This is a genomic window from Streptomyces canus (genome assembly GCF_041435015.1).
Lineage (GTDB): Bacteria > Actinomycetota > Actinomycetes > Streptomycetales > Streptomycetaceae > Streptomyces > Streptomyces canus_G.
Genome location: NZ_CP107989.1, coordinates 2,756,384 through 2,770,430 on the forward strand (window position 1 = coordinate 2,756,384; position 14,047 = coordinate 2,770,430).

At 69.1% G+C, this 14,047-nt stretch carries 12 protein-coding genes; 1 reads left to right on the forward strand and 11 read right to left on the reverse strand.

Annotated elements, in window-relative coordinates:
* Positions 1-6: 6 nt before the first annotated feature.
* The 3 genes from OG841_RS12205 to OG841_RS12215 all read right to left on the reverse strand — a co-directional run bounded on the left by OG841_RS12205 (position 7) and on the right by OG841_RS12215 (position 3,058).
* Positions 7-846 (reverse strand): helix-turn-helix transcriptional regulator, encoded by an 840-nt coding sequence (locus OG841_RS12205; protein WP_371564987.1) that lies wholly within the window; start codon positions 844-846, stop codon positions 7-9.
* Positions 847-1,208: 362 nt separating this feature from the next.
* Positions 1,209-1,964, reverse strand: a complete 756-nt coding sequence (locus OG841_RS12210; protein WP_371564989.1) for an SDR family oxidoreductase — start codon at positions 1,962-1,964, stop codon at positions 1,209-1,211.
* A gap of 341 nt (positions 1,965-2,305) precedes the next feature.
* A complete protein-coding gene (locus OG841_RS12215; RefSeq protein WP_371564992.1) occupies positions 2,306-3,058 on the reverse strand; it encodes an NADPH-dependent F420 reductase in 753 nt (250 codons plus the stop codon).
* Between the two features lie 133 nt (positions 3,059-3,191).
* Between OG841_RS12215 and OG841_RS12220 the strand changes: the two genes are divergently transcribed.
* The gene (locus OG841_RS12220) at positions 3,192-3,845 is read left to right on the forward strand and encodes a TetR/AcrR family transcriptional regulator (RefSeq protein ID WP_371564995.1); all 654 of its coding nucleotides are present in this window, start codon (positions 3,192-3,194) and stop codon (positions 3,843-3,845) included.
* A 290-nt stretch (positions 3,846-4,135) separates the two neighbouring features.
* On the opposite strand, the gene OG841_RS12225 is transcribed toward OG841_RS12220, so the two are convergent.
* The 8 genes from OG841_RS12225 to OG841_RS12260 form a co-directional block, all read right to left on the reverse strand.
* Positions 4,136-4,837, reverse strand: coding sequence for an Lrp/AsnC family transcriptional regulator (locus tag OG841_RS12225; protein WP_371564998.1), 702 nt, complete (start codon positions 4,835-4,837; stop codon positions 4,136-4,138).
* 168 nt (positions 4,838-5,005) lie between these two features.
* Positions 5,006-6,592 (reverse strand): MFS transporter, encoded by a 1,587-nt coding sequence (locus tag OG841_RS12230; RefSeq protein ID WP_371570664.1) that lies wholly within the window; start codon positions 6,590-6,592, stop codon positions 5,006-5,008.
* A gap of 535 nt (positions 6,593-7,127) precedes the next feature.
* A complete protein-coding gene (locus OG841_RS12235) occupies positions 7,128-8,291 on the reverse strand; it encodes an XdhC family protein (RefSeq protein ID WP_371565000.1) in 1,164 nt (387 codons plus the stop codon).
* A gap of 242 nt (positions 8,292-8,533) precedes the next feature.
* The gene (locus tag OG841_RS12240) at positions 8,534-10,708 is read right to left on the reverse strand and encodes a xanthine dehydrogenase family protein molybdopterin-binding subunit (protein WP_371565002.1); all 2,175 of its coding nucleotides are present in this window, start codon (positions 10,706-10,708) and stop codon (positions 8,534-8,536) included.
* The gene (locus OG841_RS12245; RefSeq protein WP_371565006.1) at positions 10,705-11,706 is read right to left on the reverse strand and encodes an FAD binding domain-containing protein; all 1,002 of its coding nucleotides are present in this window, start codon (positions 11,704-11,706) and stop codon (positions 10,705-10,707) included. Before OG841_RS12245 ends, OG841_RS12240 begins: the two co-directional genes overlap by 4 nt.
* Positions 11,707-11,709: 3 nt before the next feature.
* Positions 11,710-12,228 carry a (2Fe-2S)-binding protein gene (locus tag OG841_RS12250; protein WP_371565008.1) on the reverse strand — a complete coding sequence of 173 codons (519 nt, stop codon included), beginning with the start codon at positions 12,226-12,228 and terminating at the stop codon, positions 11,710-11,712.
* 184 nt (positions 12,229-12,412) lie between these two features.
* Positions 12,413-13,021, reverse strand: a complete 609-nt coding sequence (locus OG841_RS12255) for a hypothetical protein (RefSeq protein ID WP_371565011.1) — start codon at positions 13,019-13,021, stop codon at positions 12,413-12,415.
* A 122-nt stretch (positions 13,022-13,143) separates the two neighbouring features.
* Positions 13,144-13,860: a DUF4839 domain-containing protein gene (locus OG841_RS12260; protein WP_371565013.1), complete on the reverse strand. Its 717-nt coding sequence runs from the start codon at positions 13,858-13,860 to the stop codon at positions 13,144-13,146.
* Positions 13,861-14,047 lie beyond the last annotated feature (187 nt).

Sequence of the window (14,047 nt, forward strand, 5' to 3'; positions counted from 1 at the left end):
AGGACGTCAGGGGGTGAGTTGCTGGTGTCCGATGACGGAGAGCAGTTCGAGTTTGCTGTGGCTCTCCGTGCCGGGGCGGGTGGTCAGTACCACCAGGGTCTGGGCGCGGTTTTCGGTGTACAGCAGCTGGGCGTCGACCTCGATGCGGCCGAGCTGAGGATGGAGGATGGTCTTGCAGTCGTCGTAGCTCTGTGCAACCTCCTGGAGTTCCCACATGCGGACGAACTCGGGGCTGTGTTCCTGGAGTTCGGCGAGGATCCGGGCGGCCCGGGGGGTGTCGCTGCCGGCTTTCAGCGCGGCCCGCAGGCGTGCTGCCTGGGCGCGGCCGTGTTGTTCGCGGCTTTCCTCGGGAACCATCAGGCGTTCGGCCGGGTCCATGAACCAGCGGTAGTAGCCACTGCTGGCCAGGCCGGTGTGGCGGGTCTGGTCGCCGAGGAGTGCGATGGCCAGGGGGTTCATCGCGAGGGTGTCGAACATGTCGGTCTGCACCATGGCCGGAGAGTCGTCGAGGCGGTCCAGGACCCGCATCAGCGTCGGGCTGACGTGTTCGGAGCGGTGGAAGCGGGCCGGGGCGTTGTGGCCGATGAGGACGAAGAGGTGGTCGCGTTCGTCCAGGGTCAGCCGCAGTGCCCGGGCGAGCGCCGCGGTGATCTGCACGGAGGGCTGCGGAGCACGCTGCTGTTCCAGCCGAGCGTAGTAGTCGGTGGACATGCCGGCGAGCTGCGCGACCTCCTCGCGCCGCAGCCCCTGCGTCCGCCTGCGCGGCCCCTCCACCAGCCCGACGTCGCGGGGGCGCAACGTCTCACGCCGGTGACGCAGGAATTCCGCCAGTTCCTTCTTGTCCATGCCGTCCATCCTCGCCGCATCCCGCCCGGCTATCCAGAGACCGCCGATCCATGGCTGAGCCCTCCTCTTCCGCCCGCGCGAAGCCGCTCGTACGGCCGACGCCGATAGCGCTCTCGGTGAGAGGCCCCGATGATCACCTGACCTGCATGACCTGCATGACCTGCTGGGAAAATCACTGGCTGTCGGCGGTGCGGCGCAGGCCGTCGGCATGGACGGCGGCTGCTGCGACGGTCTCTGTCGAGGACGCCTGCCGCTTTGGACAGGCCCCGGGCCTCGTCGCCCGGCCCGGCCGACACGACGATGTCCGCCGTGTCGGCCGGGCGCCCGCGTGCTGTTGTTTCCCGTCGGAAATAACAGGTCGGTCAGTTGCTGGTCATCATGGCGAGGACGTCGTCGTAGGAGCCGGTGGCCACCGCGTCGCGGATGAACCTGGCGGACCCGACGACGATCTCCTTCGCGTCGGGCTTCTCGCGCAGCAGGCCGAGGGCCTCGGTGAGGAAGTCGTCCAACGGCATGGACTGCTCGCTGTCCTGCTGGCCCATCAGCGTCGTGCGCACGCCCGCCGGGACCACCTCGATCACCTGGACGCCGGCGCCGGCACCGGCACCGGCGAGCTGGATGCGCAGGCTCTCGGAGAAGGAGTGCAGTGCGGCCTTGGTCGCGCTGTAGGTCGGGGTGCTCGGGAAGGGGACGAACGCCAGCGCGGAGGTGACGTTCATGACGACCGCGTCGTCCTTGCCCGCCAGCAGCGGCAGGAAGGCGTACGTCATCCGGATCGTGCCGAGCAGATTGGTCGCGACGTGGTCCTCGGCGACCTGGAGTCCGGCCGGGTCGAGGATGCTCTCCAGCTGCATGATGCCGGCGTTGTTGATCAGGACGTTCAGCCCCGGATGGCTCGCCGCCACGGTCTCACGGGCCCGGGCGATCGAGTCGGGGTCCGCGACATCGAGGACGAGCGCGTCGATGCCCGGGTGCTCGGACGTGATGTCGTCGAGGAGTTCCTTGCGCCGGCCGGCGACGATCACCTTGTTGCCGGCCTCGTGCAGACGCAGGGCCAGACCGAGGCCGATGCCCGAGGTGCCGCCGGTGATCAGGATCGTGTTGCCGGTGATCTTCATGGGGGTCTTGCTCCTTCGGTACGGCGGGCCGGTGAGTGCCCGCGGTCTCGACCGTAGGGGCCCCCGCGCGGGGGCGGGAGAGGACGGTTTATCCATGGATCGGCGGTCTCTGACTGAGCCGTCGGGGGCTGCGGGAAGACCACGCTCGCGGAGATGGTCTGGGCCGAAGAGGACCCCGGCCGTGTGACGGCCAGGGTCCTCTGCCTTGTGCAGGTGTCGGCTCAGTCGCAGCAGTCGCAGGCGTCTGTCTCCCCGCTGGCGGCCGGAACCACCGCGGTGGGTCGGTGTCCGGACCCGGTCAGGAATTCCGGTTCCATCTCTTCTTCCGCGATGCCCTGCACTCAGGTCCAGGCGTCGACCGACAAGCTGCCGCCCGCGGGACCCCGGACAACCGTGGCGGTCAGTTCCCTCACGCGGTCGGCAGGCACAGGAACGCCCGGCGCCTGGAAGATCCATTCCATCGTCTTGTCCAAGCTCACGTCCTTGGGTACTTCCCCGTAGTAGGCCTTGCCGTAGACGGGCGTGCCCGGTTCGCTGCGCCAGCTGTCGGCGAGCGTGCCGATGTCCACCGCGTCGTAGCCGAGGAGGTCGAGCAACTCCACGATCTCCGCCTTGGCGGCGGCATCGTCGCCGGCGATCGGCATGGCACTGCGGTCCGGCGCACCCGAGGGGCGGGCAAGGCTGAACAGCTGGCTGGAGACGATGTTGCTGGCCGCCTTGACCACACGGGAGTCGGCCAGGTGGCGCTGCACCAGCTCGCTGCTCGTCAGCTCGTTCGCGTCCAGCTCGGCGATGCGCCCGTCGCGCTCCGGGTAGTAGTTCAGCGTGTCGATCACGATCTTGCCCGCCAGCGACCGGGCCGGGATGTTCTCGTAGGCGCTCAGCGGGATGGACACCACCACCAGGTCCCCGGCCTCGGCGGCCTCGGCGACAGTGGCCGCCCGGGCGCGGGGGCCGAGTTCGGCGACGAGACCGGCGAGGGACTCGGGGCCGCGGGAGTTGCTCAGGACGACGTCCAGGCCTGCGGTGACAGCAAGGCGGGCCAAGGTGCCGCCGACGTTGCCACTGCCGATGAAGGCGAGTGTCTTGCTCATGGTGCTCTGTTCTCCAATGGGATGAGGAAATGCCGGAGTGGCCACAGCCACGAACCGTAACCGGACCGGCTGGTCACTTTAACTACCGTACCACCTAACCGGACCGTCCGGTCATGTTGCGTAGAGTGGACCCATGAGCACTGAAGAAGAAGCCGTTGCAGCGCCGCCCGCGCGACGGATGAGAGCCGACGCGGTACGGACGCGCCAGGCGCTGTTGAAGGCAGCCGCGGAGGTGTTCGCCGAGCACGGCGCGGAAGCGTCCACTGCGCAGATCGCGGCACGGGCCGGTATCGGAAAGGGAACCGTCTTCCGGCATTTCCCCACCAAGGAGGACCTGTTCGCCGCGATCATCGGCGAGGCAATCGACGGGCTGGTGGCAGTGGGCCGCCAGCAGGCCGAGCAGGCCGACGCGGACGCCGCCCTGCTGCAGTTCATGAGCGCGGGCGTCGATCTCTACGCGAACAACCGGGCGCTCGCGGAGGCACTCCGCATGGTGTCGGATGTTCGGCACCCGGAGATACAGGCCGGACAGGAACAGCTGATCGCCACAGCCGGGGCACTGGCGCGGCGGGCGCAACGCGACGGCTCACTCCGTGCCGACCTGAACGGGCAGGACGTGATGCTGCTGATCTGCGGCGTGTACTACACCGCCGCACCCTTGCTGGCCGCCGATCCGTCGGCCTGGCGGCGCTACCTCCGGCTCACCTTCGACGGCATGTGCGCCACCGGCACCGGCCCTCTGCCCCCGGCACTCGTCCACGACTCCTTGCTGCCGACGGTCCGGTAGGGCCGACCGGCACGCGCCAGAAGGTCACCGCCGCGCGGGCTGCCGATTCAACCGAATCCGGCTCCTACAAGGCTTCCCTGGCTTTCTTTCGCTTCCGCGGACCGGTGAGCGCCCGCAGCCCCGACCGTAGAGGCGCCCGCGCAGGGGCGGGAGAGGACGCCTTGTCCATGGATCGGCGGTCCCCGGCCGAGCCGTAGAGACGCCACAGCCGGTCAGCGCCTCCAGACCGGGCGCAGCAAGCCGCCCGAGGGTCCATGTGTGATCTCAGTCGCCTGGTGCCCTTTCGGCGGTCAGCGGCTCGGCTCGTAGGTGAGTTGCTTGACATGCCGCAGGGTCAGGGTGGTTTCCACGGCCTGCACGCCGTCGAGGCTGCCGATCTTCTCGCTGAGGTAGGTGTAGAGCTCGCTCGTGCTCGAGGCGGCGACAGTGGCGACGAGATTGGCCTGGCCAGTAGTGGCGCCGGCGAAGCGGACCTCGTGGTGTTCCGCCAGTTGCCGTCCGGCGGCATCGAGTGCGGAGGGGGCGACAGTGAGCCAGAGCATCGCGCTGATGCCGTGCCCGAGGGACTCGCGGTCATACTGCACCTTGAAGTAGAGGATGCCCGTGGAACGCAGACGCTCCAGGCGCGGCTTGACAGCGGAATCCGACTGGCCGGTGCTGGATTGCAGCTCGCTGAAGGTTGCCCGGCCGTCGCGCCGCAGCACGGCGAGCAGCGCCTCGTCCGCTCCTTCGAGAGTGACGGGGGCGACCACCGGTTCGCTGTGCGGGAGGCGCAGTGCCGCCTCCTGGTCGGGTTCGAGCGCTTGAGTCTTGTCGAGCCAGCCGAGGGGACCGCCGTAGAAGGTGTGCAGCAGGCAGTGGGCGCTGACCGAAATGACCTGAGGTGTGCGTTGCAGGCGGTCGAAGAGCAGCGCGTGCAGCAGCTTCAGATCAAGCGCGTCGGGCGAAGGGGACTGCATCGATAGCTCCTGTTTCGAGCGGGTGATGTTCACGTCATGTCGTACGACGGCGCTGTGTGGCCTGGGACCGGAAGGGTCCGGTCCCAGGCCACTGAGCGGCGCCGTGCCCGTCCCCACGGTCGGCGCCTGTACCGGCGCGGTGACTATCCGCTCCTGAGCCGTGCCGGTACGTCAGGTGTCACCTCGGTGCAGGGCCGGCGCTCACCGAGGGTCGGCGGTTGCCTGCGACCCGGCTGCCGTCCGAGGCTCGGTGGCGGGCAGGTCGGGGCTGCGAGGCCCTTGGACGGAGGCAGCCGGGCCTGCGGCCGCCAGGGCCGACAGCTGCGGCCTGCGCAGCAGGACGAATCCCACCACAGCCGCCAGCAGGGTCAGGACGGCCGCGACGACCAGGCAGAGCTGAAGACCGTCGATGAACGCCTGCGACAGGGCCCCGAGGACACGCGGGGTGTCCGCGCCCATACCAAGCCTGCCGACCGCACTCAGCCCGCCGGCGTCCGCGGCCTCGGTGACGCGCAGGACCGTCGCCCCGCCCAGCCCCGCGGCGGTGAGATGTCCGGGCAGAGCGTCCACAGCCCGAGCGGACAGCAGCGCACCCAGGACAGCGGGGCCGAGGGCGGCGCCGAGCTGACGGAAGGCGTTGTTGGCGGCAGCGGCCATACCGGCCTGGTGGAACGGCACCGAACTGACGGCAGTGGCGGTCATCGGGGTCAGCACGAACGACACGCCCAGGCCGAGCAGGGTCAGCCGCCAGGCAAGTGAACCGAACGAGGTGTCGACGTCGATCGTGGTCAACGACAGCAGCGCCACCGCCGCGACCAGCAGGCCGCCGGGAATCAGCACCCGAGCAGAGACCCGGTGCATCAGGCGCCCGATGGGGACACCGAGGAGCAGCGGCACTATGCACACCATCAGCAGCCGCCAGGCCGATTCGAGGGTGCTGAGCTGCTGGACCATGCCGAAGTAGAGGCTGAGGGCGAAGATGAACCCGATGAGCCCGAGGAAGCTGATCATGGCGATCAGTGCGGTGGCGGTGAAGGAGGGGCTGCGGAACAGTGTCAGGTCCAGCATCGGGCTGGAGCTGCGCCGCTCCACCAGGACGAAGGCGACCGATGCGACGACGGCGATCGACAGGGCAAGCATCACCTTGGTGTCGGTGAAGGAGTTGGCGCCGCCCTCGATGATCCCGTACACCAGAGCGGTGATGGCCAGCGCGGAGGTGAGCTGGCCGGCCCAGTCCAGCCGGCGGGTGCCCGGGGCACGGGAGTCGGTGAGCAGCTTCGTCGAGACGACCAGCGCGAGCAGCGAGGCGGGGACGGGCAGCAGGTAGAGCCAGCGCCACGCGAAGTGGTCGAGGATCACGCCCGCGATGACGGGGCCGAGTGCGAGGGAGGCCACCAGGGAGGTCGCCCACACGCCGATGAAGTTCCCGCGCTCGCGCGGGTCGGGGACGGCGTGGCTGATCAGGGCGAGGGTCGAGGGCAGCAGCGCGGCCGCGCCCAGACCGGCGAAGGCCTGCCCGGCCCAGACGACCTCGATCGAATGGGCGCACAGTGCGATCAGGGCACCCAGACCGCTGAAGGCCAGGCCCGCCTGGAAGACCTTCTTGCGGCCGTGCACGTCACCGAAGACGCCCGCGGTGAGGATGAGCGCGGCCATGGGCAGCACGAACGCGACGCTCACCCAGGACAGCTGCGAGGTCGACGTGTCCAGCGCCCGCTGAATGGCAGGCAGGCTGGCCGAGACGGTGGTCACCGGCAGATAGGCGACGAACACGCCGACGCAGGCCATGACGAGTGTGGGCACCCGCCGTTCCTGCGGTGCGTTCCTCGTGGTCGTGACGTTCACGAAAGACTCTCTCCCTCAAGCGCCGGGCGCTGTGATCGGCCGGCTTCCGCCGCAACGTTTCGCCCCGCCGGGGGGCCGAAGCCAGCCATGACCGCCGGATCCCGGAAAACCGACATCCGGGCCTTCGGTCCGGAGAAAGTCCGACAGCCGGATAGGCGTCGACGGTGAGGAACACCGGTTCGGGAATGGGGCTCCTCCTGGGCAGCCGTCACAGAGTGGGCTCGTCGAGGTGGCACCAGCGCGGGTCCTCGGCATACGCGAAGGACCGGATCACCGGATGGACGGTCCCCCTGAAGTGAACCGTGGCGGGTTTGCCGGGTGAGCAGTCGCATCATCCGACGTGCCCGGAGGTCTGACAGAGCCGCGGGGCAGCCGTCCCAGCCGCGCTGGAATGCGGGCCCGGGGACGGCTAGGGCGAAGGTCGTCATGATCAGCCTTGTGTGCGAGGGGGTGGTGGCATCCCGAAGGGGATGCCGGGTCAGGGCGTCAGTAGCGGGCGTTGGGCAGGACACTCATCGACGGCCTGGTGGCCCGGCCGGTGGATCGGGCCCGTGCCGAGAGTCAGGGGCAGACCCGTGCCCTGGTTGGCGTGGGCGAGGATCTCCGCGGTGATGGAGATCGCCGTCTCCTCAGGGGTGCGCGCTCCGAGGTCGAGACCGATCGGGGAGCGCAGCCGAGCCAGTCGGTCCTGCGCGACGCCCGCCTCGCGCAGGAGACGCAGGCGTTCGTCGTGAGTCCGGCGGGATCCCATCGCGCCCACGTAACCGACGGGCAGATCGAGTGCCAGGCGGAGCAGGGGGATGTCGAACTTGGATTCGTGGGTGAGGACGCAGACGGCGGTACGGCCGTCCACCTCGGTGCGTTCCAGGTAGCGGTGCGGCCAGTCGACCACGACCTCGTCCGCGTGCGGGAAGCGTGCCACGGTGGCGAACACGGGGCGGGCATCGCACACGGTGACCCGGTAGCCGAGGAAGCGGCCGGCCTGGCTGAGCGCGGTGGCGAAGTCGACCGCACCGAAGATCAGCATGCGGGGGCGGGTCGCGGCAACATGGACGAGGACGGACAGGAGGCGGTCGGGGCAGGTGTCCGCGTCCCCGCCGATCGAGACGACCGCGGTGCGTCCCGCCCGCAGCTGGGCCGTGGCCCGATCCGCCACCGCCTGGCCTGTCGGCCCTGCGGCCAGCGCCCCGTCGGCGATCCAGCTGTCACCGAGAACGCTCAGGGTGGCACCGATCAGTCCGTCGGGGCCGTCGACGACCTGTGTCACTGCGGCGGGTCGGCCCCCGGCAACCTCGGCGAGGGCCGCGCCGAGATGCGGCCGGGTCGCGGGGTCGATGCGCTGGACGAGGACATCGAGTTCGCCGCCGCAGGTCAGGCCCACCGCGAAGGCGTCGTCGTCGGAGTACCCAAACCAGGCGCGCTGCGGGGCACCCAGGTCACTGAGCACCTGTCGGCACAGGTCGTAGACGGCGCCCTCGACACAGCCGCCGGAGATGCTGCCGACCGCGTTGCCGTCCTCGTCCACGGCGACCGACGTACCGACGGGCAGGGGCGCGCTGCCGGTGACGTCGACGACGGTGGCCAGGGCGAAGGGGCGTGCCTCGCGGCACCAGCGGTGCAGTGTGTCCGCGATGTTCAGCATGGGGCGTCCTCCGGGTTCGCCGCAGGGGTGGGTAGGGCGGTTGCCGCCGCGCCTGGACGCTGAGCACATACGCGGGGCGACCCTGGTAGGTCCGGCGGTCGGACGGGGACCGACGGCCGGTAAGGCCGGTGGCATGGAAGACCGCGTTGGCGAACAGGGCCTGCGCCGTGCAGAACAACACCCGGGCAAGCCCCGGACGCGCATTTCCGGGGAGGATGCATTTCCAGTGGTCCCGGTGGGGCCTACATCACGTGCTCGATCCGGATGGGCAGTTGGTTCTGTCGCTGTCCGGTGGCGTGGAAGACCGCGTTCGCGACAGCGGCTGCCGCGCCGATCATCGTGACTTCGCCGAGGCCCTTCACCCCGATGTCGTTGAGGAGCAGGTCGGGCTCGTCGATGAAGTCGAAGTCGATCTCCTGTATGTCGGCGTTGACCGCGACGGGGTACTCCTCCAGCGTGGTGTTGAGGAATCCGCCGAAGCGCCCGTCGACCTCGCTCGACTCGCGGAGCGCCTGGCTGATACCCCAGACCACGCCCCCGCGGACCTGACTGGCCGCGGTGACCGGGCTGGCGACCCGGCCGCAGTCGGCCACGCAGAGCGCTCTGGGCACACTGATGCGTCGTGTCGTGGCCTCGATGCGGACCTCGACGAAGTGAGCGGTCCAGCTGAAGGCGGTGAAGTCGGGGAAGACCGGACCCGCGGCGGAGAACAGGCCGGCCCGTGAACGGTCGAGCATCTCGGGGGGCTGGCCCGGTCCCACGGAGGTCACCTCCACCTCCGGCGCCCCGCCTCCGGTGGCTCGAACCGCGGCTGCCACATCTACTGTCCCGGTGTCGCCCGTGCCGAGGTGCTTGCGCAGCTCGCGCAGTACCTTGTGCACAGCGGGCAACGCGGTCGCGGTGCCCCACGCCCCGGCGGTGAGATGCTGCGGCGCGACGCGCGTGTCACCGACCCGTACGACGACGTCCCGCACGGGAACACCGAGGTCCTCCGCGACCAGGAGAGCGATGGCCGAGCGGATGCCCTGCCCCATCTCGTGGCCGTCGACGCTGACGGTCACGCGGCCATCGGCTGCAGCGGACATACGGGCCACGGCCGGAGCGACCAGCACCGGGTGGGCGCCGACAGCGACGCCCAGGCCCACGAACGATCCATCGGCGGCACGCATCGACCCCGGCCGCGGATCGCGTTTGCCCCATCCGAACCGCTCCGCACCTCGCGTCAGACACTGCGCCAAGTGGCGGGAGGAGAAGGGCAGCCCGGTGACCGGGTCCGTGGCGGTGTCGTTGACCAACCGCAGCTCGACGGGGTCCTGGCCGGTGGCGTACGCCAGTGCGTCCATGGCCGACTCGAACGCGAAGCTGGCCGGGCCCTCCATCGGAGCCCTCATGAATCCCGGCGTCTGGACATCAGTTTGAACCAGGCGCTGACGTCCCCCGAAGTGGGGTACGCCGTACAGTCTCGACGTCATCTCCGTGAACATGGCGGGGTACAGGTCGTGGCGGGACGTCTGGTGCTCCGCGTCGTGGAGGGCGGCCAGGAGCCGTCCCGACGGGTCGGCGCCGAGCCGGATGCGATGACGGCTGACCGGCCGGAAGCTGCCGGCGTGGAACGTCTGCGGGCGCGGAACGACCAGCTTGACCGGACGCATCAGCCGACGTGCGGCGAGCGCCAGTGGTCCGATGTGCGGCTGCAGTGCGTTGCGGGATCCGAAGCCGCCCCCGATGTAAGGCGAGATGACTTCGACGTCGGCCGGATCGAGGTCCAGCTGCGTGGCGACTCCGTGGCGCAGTGCGCCGGCGTGCTGGGTGCCCTCGTGCACCACGAGCCTGTCACCCTGCCATTCCACGACTGAGCTGATCAGTTCCATCGGGACCTGGTGCTGGGCCGGGTGCAGGTAGGTCTCGTCGATCTGTACCGGGCTCGCCGCGTACGCGGTCTCGGCGTCGCCCACCGTGACGTCGGGAAACCAAGGCAGGGCTTCTTCCTGGATGACGGAGGTGGCACCTTCGTCATCGAGTCCGACGGCGAACGGCTCGGTCTCGTAGCGTGCCCGGACGAGTTCCGCCGCCTCGGTGGCGGCGACCAGAGTGTCGGCGACAACCAACGCGATCGGCTGTCCCCGGTAGGCGACGACATCGCTGAGCAGCGGCTGCAGGCTCTGGAAGGCGAAGCCTCCGCCCATCAGGAACCCGGGGCCACGCAGTTCGTCCTCGTCGAACCGGGTCAGGACCAGACGGACACCGGGGACCGCCTCGGCCGCGGCGGTGTCGATGGCCACGGTGCGGCCCCTGCCGATCGTGGCCACGGCGAACATGGCGTACGCCAGGTCGGCCGGGACGCGGTCTGCGCCGTAGCGTGCGCTGCCGGTGACCTTTTCGTGGGCGTCGACGCGGCGCAGGTCTGGGGTCTTCATCGGGCGGCTCGCTTCCCGGCGGTGAGCAGTGCGTCAGTGACGGTGCGGATGCCCAGCTCCACTCGGAACGCGCCGGTGCGAGGAGGGCGGGCCGCGGCGAAGGCGACTTCCCCCGCGCGGCGGGCGGTTTCCCTGGTGAGTCGCTCGCCGATCAGTGAGCGTTCCGCTGCCGTCGCCCGCCAGGGGCGCGTGGCGACCCCTCCCAGACCGATCCGGCAGTCCGTGACCCTTCCCTGTGCGTCCAGCGTCACGGCGGTGGCGGCCGAGGTGAGGGCGAAGGCGTAGGACTCCCGGTCACGGATCTTGTGGTAGGTGGAGCCGCGACCGGCGGGTGTCGCGGGAACGCGGATCCGCAGGATCAACTCATCGGGAGTCAGGGTGTGTTCGAGCAGGGGGTCGTCTCCCGGTTCGACGTGCAGTTCGCCGAGCGGAAGCGTCCGCTCGCCTGCCGGGCCGACCACGTCGAGTTCGGCGTCGAACGCGATCAGGGCTACGGCCCAGTCGCCCGGGTAGGTGGCGATGCAGGTGTCACTGGTGCCCAGCAACGCGTGGGTACGGTCGAGTCCATCGAGAGCCGCACAACCGCTGCCCGGATTCCTCTTGTTGCAGGGGAACTCCGCTCCCCCGCGGAAGTAGCCGCACCGCGTGCGTTGCAGCAGGTTCCCACCGACCGTCGCCATGTTGCGCAGCTGCTGGGACGCCGCCCGCCACAAGGATTCCGACAGCGCCGGATAATCGCGGCGTACGACCGGATGGTCGGCGACCTCGGCCATTCTCGCTCCCGCACCGAAGGACAGTTCGCCCTCACCCGTACTGATCTCGGTCAGCTCGGCGAGACGGTGAATGTCGATGACGGCCGGCGGCGCCTCGATGCCGAGCTTCATCAGGTCGTACAGGGTCGTGCCACCGGCCAGGAGCTTGGTGCCCGGCTCGGCGGCGGCCAGGGCATCGACGGCCCCGGCGACGCTGTCGGGCACCACATAGGCGAATGAGCGCACCGTCTACACCTCGGTCCGCTTGGTCTGGTCGGCCACCCGGCGGATGGCGGCGGTGATGCCGACATACGCGCCGCATCGGCACAGGTTGCCGCTCATGTACTCACGGATGTCGCCGTCGGTCCCGGTGTGGCCTTCGGCCAGGCAGGCCAGGCCGGACATCACCTGCCCAGGTGTGCAGTAGCCGCACTGCAGGGCGTCGCAGTCGACGAACGCCTGCTGCAACGGGTGCAGCGTGCCGTCGGGGGCCGCGACGCCTTCGATGGTCATCACGTCCCATCCCGCGACCTGGACCGCCGGAGTCAGACAGGAGACGACGCGACGGCCGTCGACGTGCACCGTGCAGGCGCCGCACTGCCCCTGATCGCACCCCTTCTTGGTTCCGGTCAGCACGAGACGCTCGCGTAGCACGTCGAGCAAAGACTCACGAGGATCCAGAGCGAGGCACACCTCCTCGCCGTTGACGGTGAAGGCCGTCTCGACAAGGCCGGTCGGCGGCCCGGTGGTCGTCGATGTCTTCTCCATAGGGGGCTCGCTCCTTCGTTGCGGCGGGCGGGTGAGCGCCTGCGGCCTCGACCGTAGAAGCGCCCGCGCAGGAGCGGGAGGGGAAGGTTTATCCATGGATCGGCGGTCTCTGCCTGGTGGAGAGCGCCCGCGCCACGGACATCCGGGTGTAACGGCACCTACAACGGCCGGGCCCGCTGGGTGGCTACGGGGCCTTCGACCTATGCCGCCAAACGGCATGCTCCAGTGCACCCTTGTCGTGCCCGAGAAGTGCGGCGGCTTCCTCATACACTGCGCGCAACTGGTCGTATGGGAGATCCGGAACACCAGCATCCACGGCGAAGGCGCGCAGATGTACGTCAACGGCGACGTGCGAACGGCCGACGAGATTGCCTATGTAGTCGATGCTCTTGGGCCCCACTCCCTTCACCGTGCGCAGAGCGGCGCGATTGGCCTGATGATCGAGCCAGGTGTGAAGGTCCTCGCGGGTATCGACCCCGTCGGCAGCGAGGAGGTCGGTGATGGCGTGAGCCGTCGCGACCTTCTGTGCGTGGTTGAACTTCATGGCCACGGCAAGGTCTTCCGTGACGAGCCGGCGCTGGAAGCCGCGGACTGTTCTTGCATCAGCCCAGCTCAGTTGCAAATGGAGGAGCCGCGGTCGGAGAGTCCTCTCGTAGTTGCACCGTGGCTGGAAGCTGACGTCGCAGATGACGGCACCCATGTGGGTCCATCCGCCGGGCTGGAGAAACGGTCCGCTGCCAAGGAGGTGTCGAACGTGGTCGGCGAGCCGTTGGGCAGGGCTGGATGCGGGCATGGGTCAAGGATGGCGCTGCCGTCTGGCAAGCTGGTGGGAAAGTTCAAAACTCTCGAATGGATGGAGCAGGGGGCCGTTCCATCGGGCAGCTCCCTCCATGATGGGAAGGCTGCCCATTTCGGCTACCGGGTCTCCGTCGAGACCGGGGCGAGGCGGAATAGGCACTGGACCGTGTTGAACTCGATCACCTCGGCGATGAAGCGGAACTTGTCGCCAACTGCAAGGGTGGCAGGGACCTCCTTGCCGGTCAGGTGGAGGTTGCCGGTGTTGACGTCCTCGTACTTGAAGTTCGGGCCGTCCGTCGTCTGCGGCCCCTTGTCGCCCGGGCCGAGAAGGAAGTCGTAGCGGGTTCGGTCATCCGCGTGGGCCGCCATGTGCCTGATTGACCCGTCGAAGGCGACCGTCTGCCCCTCGTGCTTGGTTGCGAAGTTCACGTTCGCTTCGCCACACGGATCCGCCTTCAACAACGTCGCGAACTCGGGACTGTTCTGCGCCGTGATCATTTCAGCGGTGGTCGGCTCGTCTGCGGGCGGCGTAGCAGAAGGCTTCTCACTGGCGGCCGTCGAACTGGCCGACGCGCCCTTCTCCTCGTCGCCGTCGCCGAGCGCAACGCCCGTGCCGATGATGGCGGCCAAGACCACGAGGGCGGCAGCCCCCGCCCCGATCAGACGCCAAGGCAGTGGCCTCTTCGGCCGACGGAAGTTGAGGGTGGTGCGAAGTCTGCCTGGGAGCTGTTCCACGAGCTCCCATCCGTCCTTCTGCATCTTCGAGATCACCAAAGCGTCGGTGCCCCGAACCGTCTGCACGGCCTTGTACTCGTACTTGATCTCATCGGCCATGCGGCTCCCCGCCCCCTGAAGCGAACTGGTCATACCAAGTGGGCGCGAGCATAGATGACTCCGCGAGGAGCCCGGCGTCACGAACTGGCGGCTCATCAAGGGGATCCGCAGCACGCTGAACGCGTGTAACGGGAGCCCGGAGTCGGCACGCACTACCAAGGGCACACCTCGGGCAACGAGTTGATCA

Coding starts and splice junctions, on each gene's coding strand:
- OG841_RS12205 (WP_371564987.1), bottom strand. CDS start 846: ATGGACAAGAAGGAACTGGCGGAATTCCTGCGTCACCGGCGTGAGACG.
- OG841_RS12210 (WP_371564989.1), bottom strand. CDS start 1,964: ATGAAGATCACCGGCAACACGATCCTGATCACCGGCGGCACCTCGGGC.
- OG841_RS12215 (WP_371564992.1), bottom strand. CDS start 3,058: ATGAGCAAGACACTCGCCTTCATCGGCAGTGGCAACGTCGGCGGCACC.
- OG841_RS12220 (WP_371564995.1), top strand. CDS start 3,192: ATGAGCACTGAAGAAGAAGCCGTTGCAGCGCCGCCCGCGCGACGGATG.
- OG841_RS12230 (WP_371570664.1), bottom strand. CDS start 6,592: ATGGCCTGCGTCGGCGTGTTCGTCGCCTATCTGCCGGTGACCACCGTC.
- OG841_RS12235 (WP_371565000.1), bottom strand. CDS start 8,291: ATGCTGAACATCGCGGACACACTGCACCGCTGGTGCCGCGAGGCACGC.
- OG841_RS12240 (WP_371565002.1), bottom strand. CDS start 10,708: ATGAAGACCCCAGACCTGCGCCGCGTCGACGCCCACGAAAAGGTCACC.
- OG841_RS12250 (WP_371565008.1), bottom strand. CDS start 12,228: ATGGAGAAGACATCGACGACCACCGGGCCGCCGACCGGCCTTGTCGAG.
- OG841_RS12255 (WP_371565011.1), bottom strand. CDS start 13,021: ATGCCCGCATCCAGCCCTGCCCAACGGCTCGCCGACCACGTTCGACAC.
- OG841_RS12260 (WP_371565013.1), bottom strand. CDS start 13,860: ATGGCCGATGAGATCAAGTACGAGTACAAGGCCGTGCAGACGGTTCGG.